Genomic DNA, 16,755 nt, shown 5'->3' on the forward strand with positions numbered 1-16,755 from the left:
AGCTGCTCCATCTGCTCCATCTGCTCCATCTGCTCCATGACGAGCTTGATCGTCTCGGGCTGCTTGTCGGGATTGCGTTCTTGGATCAGAGTCAGTCGATCCATCCGCGGGCCGCCGCGTAGTCGGCGACCGACTCGGCGATGCGCGTCGCGACTGCCCGCTCGTCGGGCATCGCGATTTGAGCCGCGGCCCCGGCGAAGGCGGCGGCGAGCCCTGAACGGATGTCGTTCACCCGCGACTCGGCCTCGTCGGCCGGGATGCGCAGCTTGCGTCCCACTCCCACGAAATCGCGGATGCCGATCGCGTCGAGCCGGTACTCATCGCCGACCTTCATCGCCGAGGTGAGTGGCCGCGTCGACGGATAGGCGAGGTGCGTGCCGAGGTCGTACAGCGGTGCGAGCTCGGCGCGCTCTGCGTCGAGGAGGATCGAGTAGTTCTTCGCGTGCGCATCGGTGTTGGCCGCCGACACGTTGAACACCATCGCATCGAACAGCGCGCGCTGACTCGCCCGACGTTGGTCGATGCCGGGGAACGTGTCGATGAGTTGGGCCATCGCCGCGAACCCCGGACCGCCGTCGGACTGGTACTTGCGGGCCGGGTCGACTGAAAGCGCCTGGCAGAAGTCCTCTTGATGCCGCCGCTGCCAGCGATCGCCGACGAGGCGCCGGTCGTAGCGGGCAGCAACGAACACACGATCGCCGCGGTCGGTGGTGAGCAAACCGGCATCCGCGACCCTCAAACCAACTGCCCGCGCCGCCGTCATCGTCACGTACTCGTTCACGTCGTGTTCGACATACGGCAGCACCGCCGGTTTCAGGATGTGGGTCGTCGGCGTCGCGTCGCGAGGGATGCCCCAGCCGTCGTCATCGCGAAACAGTGCGAGCTTCGGCTGGGCACCCGCGAGGCTCCACCGCCCGTCGTCGCGTGTGCCCCAGGTATCGGCGTTGTCGACGACGTCGGCGATCAGTTCAGTGAGCGCGGCGTCGTCGAGCCGTTGGATGTCTCGCTGACGCTGGCCGGCATCGCTCGGTGAGACATCCGGAGGGAGGATCTGCACCGCGCCCGCGACGTCGCCGCCGATGTGCCGCAGGAGTTGGAGCGGGTTCGCAGCTGAGGTGTGGAACTCGCGCCCCAGCTCGTCGAGGCGACCCGCGCTGTCGGGCAGCAGCCCCTGCAGGAACGGCAACACGACGCGGGCAGGGTGGGATGCGCGCGTCACCGGCATCGACAACGAGAGCGGCGTCGCGTGGATGCGCCGCCGGTAGCTCTCGTCGTAGGTGAAGCCGACGTTTCCGCTTTGGTTCTGGGAGACGACTCCGATGAAAGTGCCGTCGAGGAAGACGTTGAGTTCGAGTTCAGGCATCGACGGCCCGCTCGTTCAGGTCGACCGCCAGGTCGAGTGCCGTGATGAGGTCGAACGCACGGTCGAGCCGCACACTCGCTTTGCCTCCTTCGAAGCGCACGACCCATTCACGGGTCACCCCGGCACGCTCAGCGAGCTCGGCCTGCGACCAGCCGAGCACCTCTCGCCGCTCGCGGACGGCCGCGCCGAGCTCTCGTACGGATCTCACACGCATGGCACCACCTCCAGGTGTGCGCGTCCGCGCACATCCCTCAGTGTGACGGATCGCGCACAGAAAGGGAAGTGCGCGTTCGCGCACAGCTTGATTCGCCGGGAATGTGCCCCGATCTGGGGCACCGATCCGCCGCTCCTCGCGGAACCGTTCCAAGGTACCGTCGGCAGGTGACCACCCCGGCAGCCTGGTACCCCGACCCTGAAGACCCGACGCAACTTCGCTGGTGGGATGGCTCCGCTTGGACGAACCATCTCCATCCTGCGCCTGCGGCTGCACCCATGAACCCGAGCGTGACAGCGGATTCCCCGAACGTTTCGGTCTCACCGGCACCGATCACGCCGACTGACTACTGGCTCGCCGATCGCAATGCATCCCCATGGAACGAAGTAGTCGGTGAGGCGTACCGCGACGAAGAAATCGAGCGCGCATTGGGTCAACGCGTTCTCCTTGATCGCGAGGTCGAGGTCATGACCACCGCAGCCCTGGTGCCCGAACCTGACAACCCCCATGACGGCGATGCGATCTCCGTGCGGATCAATGATGAAGTGGTCGGGTACATCGCGCGCGAGGAGACACACGCGTACCGGGACGCTGTCCGCCGCATCGTCGCCTCGGGACACCGTGCCGTGACACCCGCGCGCATCTGGGCGGTCCGCCGCCGAACATCTGAGGGCGAACGCCTCTACGCGAGGGTCACGTTCGCGTATGCGGCGGATCGCGCCCTCATCGCCGAAAATGACCCGCCGAGCGCCGAATACTCCCTACTGCCGTGGGGCGGCGCGCTTCAGGTAGCGGGCGAAGAGCAACACTTCGACGTTATTCGCCCGTTCGTTCCACGCGATGGAGACGGGCTGCTGCTGGTCACCCTCCACCGTCTGGAGCGCACCCTCAAGAACGGAGAGTCCCGCGACGTCGTGGAAGTCAGGCTCGGTGGCGAGAGGTGCGGTGAGCTCTCCACCACGACGTCGCGCCACTTTCTCCCGACGATTGACCATCAGGTTGGTCGTAGCCGTGTCGTGGCTGCGTGGGCGCGAGTCGTGGGCTCCCCTCTGGGCGCCGAGCTCAAGCTGCACGCAGCACGTGCGAATGAACTGAGCGCTGACTGGCTCGACGGCGCACCGATCACGGTGCCGAGGCTGGTCCCCCAGGCCGCGCACTATTCGGTGCCGGGCGCCTACATCGCGCAACGACCCAAGACCTCAACCGAACCCGGTCGCGCCGCCGCGAAGGCGACCGGCTCGGGATGCGCGCTCGTGCTGCTGACCGTCATCGGTGTGGGCACTGCGGTCGCGGCAGGCATCACGCAGTCGGTGTGAACGCGTGCCGTCTCCACGAATGGGAGGGAAGTGCCCCGAGGGATCCGGCAGTGGGCGAGTCGGTGACGATGCGTTCGGAGACTGACCCGATTGCGGGCGGGCCGGGTGATCCGCGGCTGCCCGCTCACGCGACCTGCGGCAGCACCTCGCTCGCGAGGAACTCGAGCACGTCGAGGTCGTCGAAATCGAGCACCTGCAGGTAGAGCGTCTCGACACCGAGTTCGCGCAGCCCCGCGATGCGGTCGATCACCTGCTGGGCGGTGCCGCCGATGCCCTCGCGGGCGAGTTCCAGCGGGTCGCGGCCGATGCGCTCGGCGCGCGCCCGATACTCGGCGTCGGTCGCCCCGGCCGTCGTCGTGAGGGCGGCCGAGTAGACGAGCGAGCCGGGGTCGCGGCCGATCGCCTCGGCGGCGGCGCGCACGCGCGCGAACTGCTCGGCGATGACGTGGTCGCTGCGGAACGGCACGTTGAACTCGTGCGCGAAGCGCGCGGCGAGGGCGGGCAGGCGCACGGCTCCGCCGCCGCCGAGGATCACGGGCACGGGCTGCTGCACGGGCTTGGGCAGCGCCGGCGAGTCGACGAGCGTGTAGTGCGTCCCGGGGTAGTCGAACGTCGAACCCGACGGCGTCGCCCACAGCCCGGTGAGGATCTCAAGCTGCTCCTCGAAGAGGTCGAAGCGCTTCTTCGGGAACGGGATGCCGTACGCGGCGTGCTCGGCCTCGAACCATCCGGCCCCGAACCCGAACTCGACACGCCCGCCGCTCATCTCGTCGACCTGCGCGACCTGGATCGCGAGCATGCCCGGGTGGCGGAACGTCAGGCTCGTCACCAAGGTGCCGAGACGAATGGTGGATGTCTCGCGCGCGAGCGCGCCGAGGGTCACCCACGAGTCGGTCGGGCCGGGCAGCCCGTCGCTCGCCCCGGCCGGCCCCTCGGCGCCCATCGCGCGGATGTGGTCGCTGCGGAAGAACGCGTCGAATCCGAGACGTTCGGCGGTCAGCGCCATCGCCAGCTGCTGCCCGTAGGTCGCACCCTGCTGCGGCTCGGTGAACACGCGGAACTTCATGTCGATCCCTTCGAACGGGGCGGAGGCGCCGCATCCATTCTCACGCGTCACGCGCGCCTCACCCCGCGAGCAGTCGCTCCGCGAACCAGTAGAGCCCGACCGCCGCGACAGCGAGCTGGATCCACACCGGCACGAGCGTCAGCCGCTTGCGCACGAGCAGGAGGATCGGGAACGCGATCGCGATGAGCACGAGCTGCGTGAGCTCGATGCCCACGTTGAAGACGAGGAGCGCGCCGAGCAGTCCCCACGAGAACGGCTCGTCGATGCCGAGCGCCCCCGCGAATCCGACCCCGTGCACAAGGCCGAACGCGAACACGACGGCGACGCGGACCCAGTCGTCCCGCGAGAACCAGCGCGTCGCGGCGCTGTCGAGGGATGCCGGTGCCTTCGAGGGCGCCGGCGCCAGGGCGACGCGCTCGCGCAGCGCGAGTCCGCCGCCGGACGGCGCGCCGCCCGAGACATCCGGAGCCTCGACACCGTCGACTGGCGCGCCGACGCCGGCGTTCGCGACGCGACCGCGCCGCCACACCCACACGTTCCACAGCGCGACCGCCGCGATCGAGAACGCGATGATCGGCTCGACGATCGCGGGCGGAACGCTCACGATGCCGAGCGCCGCGAGCACGAACGTCAGCGAGTGCGCGACCGTGAACGCCGTCGCGACCAGCACGATGTCGCGCAAGCGCCGCGACCCCGCGATGAGAGCGAGCAGGAACAGCAGGTGGTCGGCGCCCGACAGCAAGTGCTCGGAGCCGAGCACGAGGAACTCGCCCATGCGCGAGCCCCAGTCCTGCGTCGTCGTGACCGTCGGGCTCGTGTCGGTGTCGAGGTTCGCAACGCCCGACCCTGAGCGCAGGTCGTACTCGACGATCGTCGTCGTCTTGCCGCCCGGCGCCGTGCCCGGGAACAGCTCGGTGCCGATCCGGTACACGGGGGCCGCGGCGCCCACCTGATCGCGGCAGTCGCTGTCGATCACGAGGCGCGCGTGCGGCACGCCGTCGCGCAACGTGATCGCGTAGGGCTCTGCGAGCGCGTTCGGGCAGGCGGATGTCTCGGCCGCATCGGACTCGACCGAGACCGAGTAGCGCGGCAGCACGTAACCGAGCACGGTGTCGGAGTACTGCTCGAGCACCGCGGTCGTGAGCTTCGACGGGTCGCGGCCCGACGACTGCACGTCGGCGTACGCGGCGGCCTCGAACTCCGCGTCGCCCATCGCGCGGGCGCCGTCGGTCGCGAGGAGCACGTACTCGATCTCGAGCACCGTGCGGACGAGACCCGGTTCGGGCTCGGTCACGTCCGCATAGACGGTCGCCGAGTAGCTGTGGGCGGCGGCCGGCGCAGCCGGCACGAGGAAGGCGAGGGCGGCGACCACGAGCAGGAGCGCGCGCACGAGGCGCGCGCTCCCGCCGCGGGTGGGATCAGTACGCACCGAGGTCGGTCCAGCCGTTGTAGGGGCTCGCGCCCGGTTCCTGGTTGCGGGTCCACCAGCCGGCCTTGTAGAGCCGGCCCTCGTGGGCGACGATCTCGCCGCCCGTGTAGATCCACGAGTCCGTCCAGGCCCGCACGACGCCCTTCGACGTCGCGACCTCGACGCCGCGCTCCGACCAGGCGCCGTTCGGTCCGCTCTTGGCGGGCGTCACGCCCTGCGTCCACCACTGGGCCACGTAGACGCGTCCGTCGTGCAGCACGGTCTCTCCGCCGAGGTAGATCTGGGCGGCCCGCCACTCGGGCAGGGCGCTCACCTTGACCGTGGGCGAGACGGCGCTGCCGGGTGCGCTGGTCGGTGAGCTCGCGGTCACGGTGACCGCGAGGTCGGCGCCGTTGAGCGCGCCTCCGACACGGAGTTCGGGGCCGGTCGCGCCGGTGATGGGCACGCCGTTCGCCGTCCACCGGTAGGCGAACGTCAGCCCGGAGACATCCCACCCCCGGGCTGGGCGACGAGGAGACCGCCGACCTCGGCCGTGCCGTCGATGCGCGGTGCGACCGTCGACACGGGTGCAGGGTCGGTCGCCGTCACCGCGAACTCGGCCTTCGCCGTGTTGCCCGCCGCGTCGGTCGCCGTGTAGGCGAGCGTGTAGGCGCCGGCGACGGGGGGCACGATCGTTCCGGGCTCGAGCGGCACGTTCTCGCCGATCGGACCCGACACCTTGATCGCGACCGAAACGGTTCCCGAGTCGTCGCCCGCGATGCCGCGCGGCACCGAGTAGTCGGCGCCGACGATCGCGTTCGACGCGGGGGCCGGGTCGACGACGAGAAGGGGTGCCGTCGTATCGAGCGACTTCAGCGCGCGCGCTGCGAGTCGTGCGATCGGCTTCGCGGTGAGCGGCTCGCTGTAGATCTTCGCCGTCGCGATCGAGCCTTCGTAGGGGTACTCGACCGTGCCCGACGACGAGATGTCGCCGCCGACCACGAAGCTGCGCGACGACCCCGTCGGGTTCTGCACCTTGCCGCCGCCGGATGCCGTCGCCGATCCGGCGAGGCGTCCGTCGACGAACACCCGCAGGGCGCCCGACTGCGCGTCGTATGTCGCGACGACGTGCGTCCACATGCCGGCGGTCACGGCGTTCTCGGCGCGGGCGACGACGTACGTGCCGCCGACGCGCACCCACAGTTCCGGCGAGACCCTGCCCGACTGCGTGCCCGGGAGCATCTCGAGGCCCTGGCCTGCGTTCTGGGTGTTCGAGATCATGTCGCGCTCGGTCGTGATCGCAGGCGCCTTGAAGACCGACTCGATCGCGAAGCCGTCCTCGGTCTTCGCATAGTCGGCGTCCGACCAGGCGATGCGAGACCCCTGCGCGGAGTTGCCCGTGAACGAGGCCGCCTCCCCGCCGAGCGCGGGGTCGACCGCGACCGGGGCGTTGCCCTTGGTGATCGAGTGCGCTCGCGGCGAGCGGTCGACGGGTGCGCCGCCGACGTAGTCGAGGTCGAGCAGGTCGGCGACGGGCAGCGGTTCGAGGAGGTCGGCCAGCGCGTCGGACCCGTTGACGGCGGTCACCGTGAAGGCGGCTTGCGCCTGGCGGGACGCGGCGTCGGTGACGACGTACGTCACCGTGTGGTCGCCCGGCAGGGTCGGCGTGAACTCGAACCGGCCGTCGGCCGTGCGGGTCACGTCGAGCACGCCGCCTGCCGGGTCGGTGACCTCGAGGGCCGCCTTCACCGAACCCGAGTTGTCGACCGCCTGCGGAGCGGGGGCGATGAACCGGTGGCCGACGACCGCCGAGGCGCTCGGCGCGGGCACGACGCGAACCTGCGGCGGCGTCGCGTCGAGGAGTCGCAGTTCGCGGTTGGCGACGCGGTACACGTTCTTGTCGGACAGCGGCGCGCTGTAGAGCTCGGCGCCCGCGATCCTGCCGTTGAACGTCGAGTCGTCGAGCGTCCCGCTCGGGTTCGCGTCGCCGCCGATCGTCATGTACCTGGCTGCAGCGGTCGTCGGCTTGACGTTGAAGGAGACGCTCTTCTGCTCGACCTTCTTGATGCCGTTGACGTAGAGGCGGGCGTCGGTGCCGTCGTACCAGCCGGTCACGTGGTACCACGTGCCGTAGTCGAGCAGCGCCTTCGGCTGCGGGCTCGCGTACCAGAACTGCAGTTCGTAGCTCGTCGACGACGACGTGCGCACGGCTTCGAGGCCGATGCCGGCGCCCTGCATGCCGCCGAAGACGTCGACGTAGCCGCCGACGGCCTTGTCGATCGAATCGAGCTTGAACGTCGCATCGACCGTGAAGCCGTCTTGCAGGCCGGCGTAGTCGGCGTCGCTCCACGTGCCCGTGCGGAACGCGGTCGCCGCGCCCTGCGTGCCGACGGCGACCTGGCCGCCGAGGGCGGCCTCGTCGACGATGCTCGCCGCGCTGCCCGCCGTGAGCGCCCACGCCTTGGGCGACGCGTCGACCGCCTTGCCACCGACGAAGCCGACGTCGAGGAGGTCGGGAGTCGGGACGTTCTCGCGCAGGTCGTCGAACGTGAGCGCGTCGGGGTCGAACGGCGGGTCGACGGGCGTCGTCGAGCCCGACGTCGTGAAGCGGGCGGTGAGCGCCGCGCCCTCCTTGCCCCACGCGTTGATCGGAGTGACGCGCACCTCGTACTCGCGCGCCGCGCGAAGGTTCCACACCTCGTGGTTGCGCGTCGTCGGCATGGGGAGGTTGTAGAAGCCCGACCACTGGAGGAACGTGTTGACAGTCTGCCCGCTCGCAACGTCGACCGTCGTGTAGCGGTACTTGTGGACGATGTCCTGCACGGGGTTGGGCGCCGGCACGGCCTGCGGGAACGCGACCATCGCCTTGTCGTCGCCGATGCCGTTGACGGTCAGGGCCGATCCGGCGGGCCACACGGGTGCCGAGCTGAGGCTTGCGCGGTGGGTGTTGTTGAGCGGAAAGCGCTCGTCGTAGCTCTTGGTGGTGTCGATCGAATCGGCGACGTCCCACGACCAGGTCTGGTCGATCCACTGGTCGGCGAGGAGGTCGTAGTTCTTGATCGTGACCTTCGAGCCGGTGATCTCGACGATCGCCGTCTGGCGGTTGTCGCCGGCGTCGTCGGGCGTGGTGTCGTTCGACCGGCTCGTCGGGCTCGTGTTGACGACGCCCGATTCGAACTCGTAGTACGCGAGGGGCGGCGCGTTGACGGTCGTGAAGCCCTTGCCCGACTTGGTGCCGCTCCGGCCTTCCTGGCCCTGCCACACCGAGGTCGGGATGTTCTGGGGCGTGTGGATGTGCCCGCTCCAGACGACGGCCTGCGGGAAGTCGTCGAACACCGACTGCAGGGTGTTGCCGCAGCCGCTCGACAAGCCCGTGCCGTACCACTCGTTCGAGACGTAGTGGGTGCACTGGAGGGGGTGATGGACGAGCACGATGACGGGCTTCGCAGGGTCTTCGGCGGTGTCGGCCGCGAGCCGCTGCTGGAGCCACGAGGCGGCGTACGCGTAGTTGCCCGAGTTCGCCGTCGAGGGCTTGCCGGTCGTGGGGTCGAGCGTCCCGGCGCCAGGCGAGACGGTGATGAAGTGATAGCCGTCGATCGTGTAGTCGGCGTTGGGCTTCTGGCCGCCGGTGGCCTGCGTGAACAGGTCGTACGACGAGATGGCGGTCACGTCGTGGTTGCCGAGGGACGCGACGAGGCGGATGCCCAGGCCGGCCTTCGATTCGATCGTGCTCTGCAAGCCCGCGTATTCGGCGGCCGTCGCGTTGTTCGTGAGGTCTCCCACGAAGAGCGCGGTCGAGACGTTCTCGGCCTTCCAGAAGTCGAACGCCTCGGCGAGTTCGGGCCAGTTGTCGTGGATGTCGCCGATGGCGGCGAAGCGGATGTCGGGTTCGCCCGCGGCGGGCGCTGCAGCCGCCTGCGCGGCGGCTTGGGGAGTGGCGGATGCCTCGTCGCCGGCCGTCTGCTGCGTCGAGGCGCCTGCCGCCCCGGCGGAGACCGCGACGACCCACGTCTGCTCGACGATCTCACCGGTCGCATCGGTCGCGGTGAGGGCGACGGTGTAGTCGCCTGCGAGGGCTGGGGTGAACCGGTAGACGCCGTCGGCGCCGGCGCTCACGGCCGCGATGACGGCGTCGGGGGCGGTCACGGTGACGACGAGGTCGCCGCCGAGGTCGGCCGGGGGCCGGAACTCGACGATCTCGCCGACTGCCGCGGTCGTCGGAACGGCGGGAGCAGCCGAAGCGGCGGCCGAGCGGGCCGCGGGTGCATCGGCGAGCGGGGTCGCGAACGCGGGAGCCGAGACGCCCGCGAGGACGACGGTCGCCGCCGTGACGGCGGCCGCGAACATCGACGAGCGACGGAACGGATGGGGGTGGGGAGCGTGAGCCTGCGGAGCGTCGGGCTTCGACACGGTTCTTCCTTCGTAGGGGTCCGGGAACGGAACGGTGTCACGAAATCGGCCGCACATGTCGCGAGGATGAACACCAATGGGCGCGACGACGGCGGAATCCCCGGATCGCCGGATTCGCTCAGCCCGCTGTGCACACCGGGCAGGAAAGGCCCCGCGGCGGGCCGTTCGCCGAGGCGCCCTCAGCTCGCCTCGGGCAGGTCGGCCGCGCCCGCGGCCTGGGCCTCGAAGGAGATCGTGTGCGGCACGTACCGGTCCTCGCCGCATTCGACCGGTCGGCCGTTGGCGGCGTAGGTCTCGCGCCGCACCTGGAGCATCGGGCTCGATCGCCGGATGCCGAGCAGGCGGGCGTCGTCGCTCGACGCCGCGACGGCCTCGATGCGGTGGTTGCCGTGCGTGATGAGGATGCCGGCGTCGGCGAGCAGTCGTGTCGTCGAGCGAATGTCGTCGGGCATGTCCTCGACGTGTCGCACGACCCACGGCGCCCACGTCGACCGCTCGATCATGACGTCCCGTCCCTCGAGGGTGCGCACGCGGACGGTGTGGAGCACCTCGTCGCTCGTGCGGATGCCGAGGAGCCGCGCCTCACGGGCGGTCGCGAGCCGCGTGGCGCGCTCGACGATGCGTCCGCCGGACTCCCGACCGCGCCCGTCCGCCCACTGCGTGAACGACCGCATACGATCGAATCCCTGCGTTTGCGCCGACTGCACGAACCAGCCGGTGCCCGGACGCGACTCGACGAGGCCTTGCCGGGCGAGGGCGGCGAGCGCCGTGCGCACGGCGCTGCGCGACGACCCCTGGCGCGCGGCGAGTTCGAGCTCGCTCGGCAGTCGGGTACCGGCGGGCAGGTCGCCCGACGCGATCCTCGCGCGCAGGTCGCCGACGATGTCGGGAGCGCCGACACGTGCGACCGCGGGGTCAGCTCCGCGCCCGCTCGATCTCGTACGAGACATCCGCGACCTCCTCGAACCGCGCCCGCATGACCTGGATCGCCTCGGGGTTCTCGTCGACGAGCACGAAGCGGCGGCCGAGGGCCTCCGCGACCGCGCCCGTCGTGCCCGACCCGGCGAAGAAGTCGAGCACCCAGTCGCCCTCGCGCGTCGACGCCTGCACGATCCGCCGCAGCACGCCCTCGGGCTTCTGCGTCGGATACCCCGTCTTCTCGCGCCCGGTCGGCGAGACGATCGTGTGCCACCACACGTCGGTCGGGAGCTTCCCGGCAGCCGCCTTCTCGGGCGTCACGAGCCCCGGCGCCATGTACGGCTCGCGGTCGACCGCGGTCGAGTCGAACCAGTACGCGTCGGGATTCTTCACGTAGACGAGGATCGTGTCGTGCTTCGTCGGCCACTTGCGCTTCGACTTCGCACCGTAGTCGTAGGCCCAGATGAGCTCGTTCAAGAAGCACTCGCGCCCGAACAGCGCGTCGAGCAGCACCTTCGCGTAGTGCGCCTCGCGGTAGTCAAGGTGGAGGTAGAGGGTTCCGTCGTCGGCGAGGAGCCGCCACGCCTCGACGAGCCGCGGCTCGAGGAACCCCCAGTAGTCGTCGAAGCGGTCGTCGTAGCGGCGCAGGTCGCCGCGGATGCGCGCGTAGCGCTGGCCCCCGAACCCGGTGATGGCGACGGATGTCTCGGGCTGCACATCGTCCGCGGCATCCGCCTCTTCCGCGATCCGCACATGCCGCGTGACGTGACGCGTCTGCGCGCGCCCCGTGTTGAACGGCGGGTCGAGGTAGACGAGGGTGAACGCGCCGTCGGGCAGGGTCGGGAGCACATCGAGGTTGTCGGCCTGGATGATGCGGTTCGGCCCCGTGAACGTCACCCGCCCAAGTCTGCCAGGGGTGACAGGGTCGCGGGCCTCAGTCGCGCTCGACGTCGAGCCGGATGGTGCCGCGGAAGCGGTCGGTTCGCGCAGGCGCGCGCCGCGAGGCATCCGCCCCGGTCCCCGGAACATCCGAGTCGTCCGGATCATCCGCTGCGAACGCGATGCCCTTGTCGCCGTCGCCGGGAAGCGGCGCGGGCACGGGCAGCCGCGCCTGCTTGTCGAGCTCGGCCTGCGCCTCGTGCTTGCGCGGCGCGAAGACCTCGTCGCCGATCATGAGCACGCCGCCGGAGCCGCCGCCGCGCTTGGTCTTGTCGGACAGGTCGATCCAGCCCGCGCGCTGCGCGAGCCACACGAGCGCGACGATCGCGACCGCGATCGGCACCCAGATCCACCATTCCACCCGGGCATCCTACCTGCCGGCCATGAGGGCGGCTCAGGCAGGAGTCGGGCTCGCATCACGGGACGCGGTAGAGCCACTCCTCCGACGCGAACTTCGTCTCGGCGAGCTGCTCGGCCTCGGCGAGTTCGTCGGCCGTGACCGACCCGGGCGTCGCGCCGTAGAGCGCCGTGAACGTCTGCTTGAGGCTCTCGATGATCGCCGCGCGGCTGAGGCCCGTCTGCGACCGCAGGGGGTCGACGCGCTTGGCGGCCGACGCGATGCCCTTGTCGCTGATCTTCTCGCGGCCGATGCGCAGCACCTCGAGCATCTTCGCGTTGTCGAGGTCGTACGCCATCGTGACGTGGTGGAGCACGGCGCCCGAGCCGAGCCGCTTCTGCGCGGCGCCGCCGATCTTGCCGAGCGGCGAGGCGATGTCGTTGAGCGGCTGGTACGTCGCCTCGATGCCGATCGCGCGGAGGCCCTGCAGCACCCAATCGTCGAGGAACGCGTACGAGTCGGCGAAGCTCATGCCCTGCACCAGCTCGGCGGGCACGTAGAGCGAGTACGTGACGACGTTGCCCTTCTCCATCATCATCGCGCCGCCGCCCGAGATCCGCCGCACGACCTCGAAGCCGTACTTCGCGGCCCCCTCGGGGTCGACCTCGTTCTTCACCGACTGGAACGACCCGATGACGACGGCCGACTCGTCCCACTCCCAGAACCGCAAGGTCGGCTTGCGCCGGCCCTCGCCGACGCGCGCGGCGAGCACCTCGTCGAGCGCGAGATGGAGGCGCGGCGACACGGATGCGTCGTGCACGATCTCCCACTCGTAGTCGGCCCAGGTGCGCGCGTCGGTCATCGCGCGACGCACGGCGACCGCGACCGCCTCGGGCGAGAAACCGAGCATGACGGCCCCTTCTCGGAGACCGGCCGAGATCGCCGCGGCGATCTGCTTGGCGTCTGACGCCGCCGCGAGCCCGTCGAGGGCGCGGTCGATGTCGCCGAGCGCGTCGTCGGGCTCGAGGAAGAAGTCGCCCGCCACCCGCGGGTTCACGATGACGCCGTCTTCGACGTCGAAGTCGACGACCACGAGCTTGCCGCCGGGGACCTTGTACTCGCCGTGGAGAGAGGGCATGGAGAAGAGCCTACGACCGGATGCCCCGGGCTCGCCCGGTCTCGTCGGCGTGCGCGCTTCGCGCCCAGGCTGCTCGGGCAGGATGGACCCATGCGCCGAACCGCCCTCCTCTCGCTCGCCCTCGATTTCGTGCTCGTCGTCGTGTTCGCGGCGATCGGCCGGGCGAACCACGGCGAGGCGGTGCTCCCGGGGCTCTTCGGCACGGTGTGGCCGTTCGCGGTCGCCCTCGGCGTCGCGTGGATCGCGCTGCTCGCGTGGCGCGCGCCGCTCCGGCCCGTGCGCACGGGTCTGCCGGTCTGGGCGATCACCGTCGCGGGCGGGCTGCTGCTGCGCGGCGTGACGGGCGGTGGAACAGCGCTGCCGTTCATCATCGTGACCGCGATCACGCTCGGCGTGTTCCTCGTGGGGTGGCGGCTCATCGCGGCCGCGGTGTCGCGCTCCCGCGCGAAGGCCCGCGCGAAGGCCCGCGCGAACACCGCTTCGCCGGTCGAGTAGCCCGCGCCCCGCGGCATCCGTCGCTCCGAGACATCCGCCTCTTGACAAGCGGGCGCGATCGCGAGATATTGCGCGTGCAAAACCTTTTGTACCTGTGCCGACCGCGACCAGCGCGTCCGACCGCGTCGACCCCTCGACGCGAACGAACAGGTGGGGCGGCGGCCGTCGATGGAGACGAGGACGACATGAACCGAGCACCGAACCGACCCCCGCGATGGCGAGCGGCGGCAGCGACCGCGGCAGCCGTCGCGCTCGCGATCACGGGAACAGCACTCCCCGCCGCAGCAGATCCGGCCGACGACTTCGAGCCCCTCCCGGGCGTCGGCGGCACGCCGTTCAGCGACGGCGGCGGCTGGATCTACAACTACAGCGACGAGACCGAGCCGTACGACTACATGGACAAGTGGTTCGACTACGGCGCGACGACCTGGAACAGCGTCACCGACAAGATCGAGGACGGCTACTACGCCGACCGCGGCATCACGAACATGATCGTCTACGGCCCCTACCTCTCGACGGGCGCCTGGCGCGGGCTGCCGGCGACGGGCGACTTCATGGACTCCGACCCCAAGAACGGCACGGTCGAGGAGTTCCGCCAGATGGTGAGCGCCGCCAATGCGCGCGGCATGACGATCACCGCCTACCTCGCCCTCCTCTACGTCGACTTCTCGAGCCCGCTCTTCACGCAGGCCGAACGCGACAAGCGCGACGGCATCGACTCGTGGCAGACGAAGCTCTTCCTGTGGGACGAGCGCCCGCAGGGCAGCGATCCGAACGCCGCGCCGCCCTCGAACTCGCAGATCCGCCGCCCGAGCAACGGCGACTGGGACTACAGCGAAACCGCCGGGCGCTGGTACGCGACCACGTGGGGACTTCCCGCGCTGAACTTCGCCAGCCCGACGGCCATGGACTACGCCAAGAAGGTGCTGCGCTTCTGGATGGACAACGGCGTCCAGGGCTTCGAGTTCGACGCCCCGCAGAGCATGTGGGGCTTCCAGTCGGGCGGCGACGGCCTCGGCGAGGCGCGCAACCGCGAGTTCGTGAACTACCCGCACGAGTACCGCCCCGACTGGGAGGTGTACACCCACGCCGAGGGCAGCGGCACCTACTCGAACCAGGCCCTCATGGACCGCCTCGGATACACGCACATCATGGTGAACCCCGACGACGACTTCAACTCGTTCTCGAGCCGCATCGGCCGCTACCCGCAGGAGAACACGGTCGACTCGCTCGAAGCCCACTACGAGTCGTTCATCGACCACCGGCGCCTGCTCGGCCGCGGCACGTACGCGCCCGCGGTGTACGACATGATCTCGTTGCCCGACGGCCTCCGCGCCCTCGACCTCGCGGTGCAGGGCGGCAACGGCGCGATCGTCTCGATGGACCAGCAGGGTCTGCTCGACGTGCTCTCGCCCGAAGAGGTCGACGCCATGGACGACGTGACCGAAGCCCTCCACAACTCCCCCGCCGAGGCGCCGTCCGCGCTCCGCGACCGCGTGCCGACCCAGCAGGACACGCGCGCGTACGCCGTGCTCCGTCGGAGCGTCAAGGGCCCCGAAGCGGCCCTCAACCTGTTCAGCTACAAGAACGTCGCCTCGTGCATCACGGTCAACCTCGAAGGCACCGGCATCGCGTACCCGCAGCGGACGACCAACCTGTTGACGGGCGAGCCCGGGCCGTGGCTGCGCTCGGCGCACAGCACCGTGAGCCTGCCCGCCTACGGCTGGCTCTACCTCGACGTCGACGCCGACGAGGGCCCCGCCTGGACCTACGTCGATGGCGCCGACGCCGGATGGACCTACGGCGGCGGTTGGGTGAAGACCGACGACCCGTCGGCCTACGGCGGCAGCCGTCACGGCGGCACCGCGCAGGGCGGGTTCGGCGAGATCACGTTCACGGGCTCGACGGTCGAGGGCTACGGCCGGGCGACCTCGAACGGCTCGACGCAGGTCGAGGTCTTCGTCGACGGCGTCTCGAAGGGCGTGCACACCGAACGCCGCAACGAGTCGGGCGGGCCGTTCCAGGGCACGAAGTTCTTCTCGATCACGGGGCTCTCCGACGGCCCGCACACACTCCGGATCCAGCAGAACAACGCGGCTTCGGGCAACGCGGGCGGGTCGAGCATCGACTACCTGCGGGTCGCGCACGAGCAGGTCGTGACGCCGCAGACGCTCCCCGCCGGCGACGTGTGCGACACCGACGAGACCGCTCCCGTCTCGACGGCGACCCTCGCGGGTGCGAACATCGTCGGCACGACGTACGAGTCGCCGACCGTGACGATCGCCTCGGCCGACGAAGAGGGCGGCTCGGGCCTCGACCGCGTCGAGTACCGTCTCGACGGCGGCGAGTGGGCCGAGTACGGCGAGCCGTTCGCGGTGAACGCGCGCGGCGACCACACGCTCGAGTACCGGGCGTCGGATGTCGCGGGCAACGTCGAGACGGCGAAGTCGGTCGCCTTCTCGGTCGTCTCGACGGCCGGCGACGGGGCGGGCAAGCGCCCCGACGCAGGCGTGCTGTCGTCGAACAGCGGGTGGGCGAACGGCCTCCACGACGGCAACTACGACATCACGATGAACCTCTGGTGGGGTGAGAACGGCAGCGTCCTGCGCCTCTACGAGAACGGCGAGCTCGTCGCGCTCAAGAGCCTCGCGACCGCGAGCCCTGCGGCGCAGGCGGTGTCGGTGCCGTTCCGCGGCAAGCCGAACGGCACCTACGTGTACACGGCGACGCTCGTGAACTCGAAGGGCGAGACGGCGACGGGCTCGACGACGGTGAAGGTCACGGATGCGGCGCCCGGCAAGCCCGCGCTGAGCCACGACAACTGGGACAAGGACGGCTCGTTCACCCTGACCGCCGATCTCTGGTGGGGCACGAACGCGACGTCCTACGAGTTCTTCGAGGGCGCGACGTCGAAGGGAACCGGCACGCTCACGGCCGCGACGCCCGCCGCCCAGAAGGCGACGGTGCAGCTCACGGGCGTGGCGAAGGGCACGCACACCTATCGGGTCGTGTTCCGCAACGCCGCCGGTGAGACGGCGAGCGACCAGGTGCAGGTGGTCGTCTCGAAGTAGCGCATGAGGAACGGGCCGGGTCGCGTGCGACCCGGCCCGTTCTGCGTGCTCCGGATGTCTCGGGGCCGGTGTATCGAGGC

13 protein-coding genes are annotated in these 16,755 nt (G+C 70.3%); 3 read left to right on the top strand and 10 right to left on the bottom strand.

Going from position 1 to position 16,755, the window contains the following annotated elements:
- Positions 1-91 precede the first annotated feature (91 nt).
- Entirely contained in the window at positions 92-1,363 is a 1,272-nt protein-coding gene (locus ET445_RS02505) for a HipA domain-containing protein (RefSeq protein ID WP_129188532.1), read from the bottom strand.
- Entirely contained in the window at positions 1,356-1,577 is a 222-nt protein-coding gene (locus ET445_RS02510) for a helix-turn-helix domain-containing protein (RefSeq protein WP_129188534.1), read from the bottom strand. Before ET445_RS02510 ends, ET445_RS02505 begins: the two co-directional genes overlap by 8 nt.
- Before the next feature lie 167 nt (positions 1,578-1,744).
- Between ET445_RS02510 and ET445_RS02515 the strand changes: the two genes are divergently transcribed.
- Positions 1,745-2,893 (top strand): DUF2510 domain-containing protein, encoded by a 1,149-nt coding sequence (locus tag ET445_RS02515; RefSeq protein WP_243695297.1) that lies wholly within the window; start codon positions 1,745-1,747, stop codon positions 2,891-2,893.
- Between the two features lie 124 nt (positions 2,894-3,017).
- Here the strand turns inward: ET445_RS02515 and ET445_RS02520 are convergent, their stop codons facing one another.
- The 8 genes from ET445_RS02520 to lplAB form a co-directional block, all read right to left on the bottom strand.
- A complete protein-coding gene (locus ET445_RS02520; protein WP_129188536.1) occupies positions 3,018-3,959 on the bottom strand; it encodes an LLM class F420-dependent oxidoreductase in 942 nt (313 codons plus the stop codon).
- A gap of 58 nt (positions 3,960-4,017) precedes the next feature.
- The gene (locus ET445_RS02525; protein ID WP_243695298.1) at positions 4,018-5,388 is read right to left on the bottom strand and encodes a HupE/UreJ family protein; all 1,371 of its coding nucleotides are present in this window, start codon (positions 5,386-5,388) and stop codon (positions 4,018-4,020) included.
- Positions 5,378-5,833, bottom strand: coding sequence for a carbohydrate-binding protein (locus ET445_RS02530; protein WP_129188538.1), 456 nt, complete (start codon positions 5,831-5,833; stop codon positions 5,378-5,380). The genes ET445_RS02525 and ET445_RS02530 overlap by 11 nt, the downstream gene beginning before the upstream one ends.
- Before the next feature lie 29 nt (positions 5,834-5,862).
- Positions 5,863-9,777, bottom strand: a complete 3,915-nt coding sequence (locus ET445_RS02535; RefSeq protein ID WP_129188540.1) for a LamG-like jellyroll fold domain-containing protein — start codon at positions 9,775-9,777, stop codon at positions 5,863-5,865.
- A gap of 179 nt (positions 9,778-9,956) precedes the next feature.
- Positions 9,957-10,727 (bottom strand): GntR family transcriptional regulator, encoded by a 771-nt coding sequence (locus ET445_RS02540; protein WP_129188542.1) that lies wholly within the window; start codon positions 10,725-10,727, stop codon positions 9,957-9,959.
- Positions 10,693-11,592: a DNA-methyltransferase gene (locus tag ET445_RS02545; RefSeq protein WP_243695299.1), complete on the bottom strand. Its 900-nt coding sequence runs from the start codon at positions 11,590-11,592 to the stop codon at positions 10,693-10,695. Before ET445_RS02545 ends, ET445_RS02540 begins: the two co-directional genes overlap by 35 nt.
- 37 nt (positions 11,593-11,629) lie before the next feature.
- Positions 11,630-11,995 carry a hypothetical protein gene (locus tag ET445_RS02550; protein WP_129188546.1) on the bottom strand — a complete coding sequence of 122 codons (366 nt, stop codon included), beginning with the start codon at positions 11,993-11,995 and terminating at the stop codon, positions 11,630-11,632.
- A gap of 55 nt (positions 11,996-12,050) precedes the next feature.
- Complete coding sequence (gene lplAB / locus ET445_RS02555; RefSeq protein ID WP_129188548.1) at positions 12,051-13,109, bottom strand: lipoate-protein ligase LplAB; 1,059 nt, start codon at positions 13,107-13,109, stop codon at positions 12,051-12,053.
- 90 nt (positions 13,110-13,199) lie between these two features.
- On the opposite strand from lplAB, the gene ET445_RS02560 reads away from it, so the two are divergent.
- Together ET445_RS02560 and ET445_RS02565 are read left to right on the top strand one after the other, a co-directional pair.
- Positions 13,200-13,604: a DUF3054 domain-containing protein gene (locus tag ET445_RS02560; RefSeq protein WP_129188550.1), complete on the top strand. Its 405-nt coding sequence runs from the start codon at positions 13,200-13,202 to the stop codon at positions 13,602-13,604.
- 185 nt (positions 13,605-13,789) lie between these two features.
- Entirely contained in the window at positions 13,790-16,675 is a 2,886-nt protein-coding gene (locus tag ET445_RS02565; RefSeq protein ID WP_129188552.1) for an OmpL47-type beta-barrel domain-containing protein, read from the top strand.
- Positions 16,676-16,755 lie beyond the last annotated feature (80 nt).

The organism is Agromyces protaetiae (assembly GCF_004135405.1).
In the GTDB taxonomy this organism is placed as follows: domain Bacteria; phylum Actinomycetota; class Actinomycetes; order Actinomycetales; family Microbacteriaceae; genus Agromyces; species Agromyces protaetiae.

Coding starts and splice junctions, on each gene's coding strand:
- ET445_RS02510 (WP_129188534.1), bottom strand. CDS start 1,577: ATGCGTGTGAGATCCGTACGAGAGCTCGGCGCGGCCGTCCGCGAGCGG.
- lplAB (WP_129188548.1), bottom strand. CDS start 13,109: ATGCCCTCTCTCCACGGCGAGTACAAGGTCCCCGGCGGCAAGCTCGTG.
- ET445_RS02520 (WP_129188536.1), bottom strand. CDS start 3,959: ATGAAGTTCCGCGTGTTCACCGAGCCGCAGCAGGGTGCGACCTACGGG.
- ET445_RS02565 (WP_129188552.1), top strand. CDS start 13,790: ATGAACCGAGCACCGAACCGACCCCCGCGATGGCGAGCGGCGGCAGCG.
- ET445_RS02505 (WP_129188532.1), bottom strand. CDS start 1,363: ATGCCTGAACTCGAACTCAACGTCTTCCTCGACGGCACTTTCATCGGA.
- ET445_RS02560 (WP_129188550.1), top strand. CDS start 13,200: ATGCGCCGAACCGCCCTCCTCTCGCTCGCCCTCGATTTCGTGCTCGTC.
- ET445_RS02540 (WP_129188542.1), bottom strand. CDS start 10,727: ATGTCTCGTACGAGATCGAGCGGGCGCGGAGCTGACCCCGCGGTCGCA.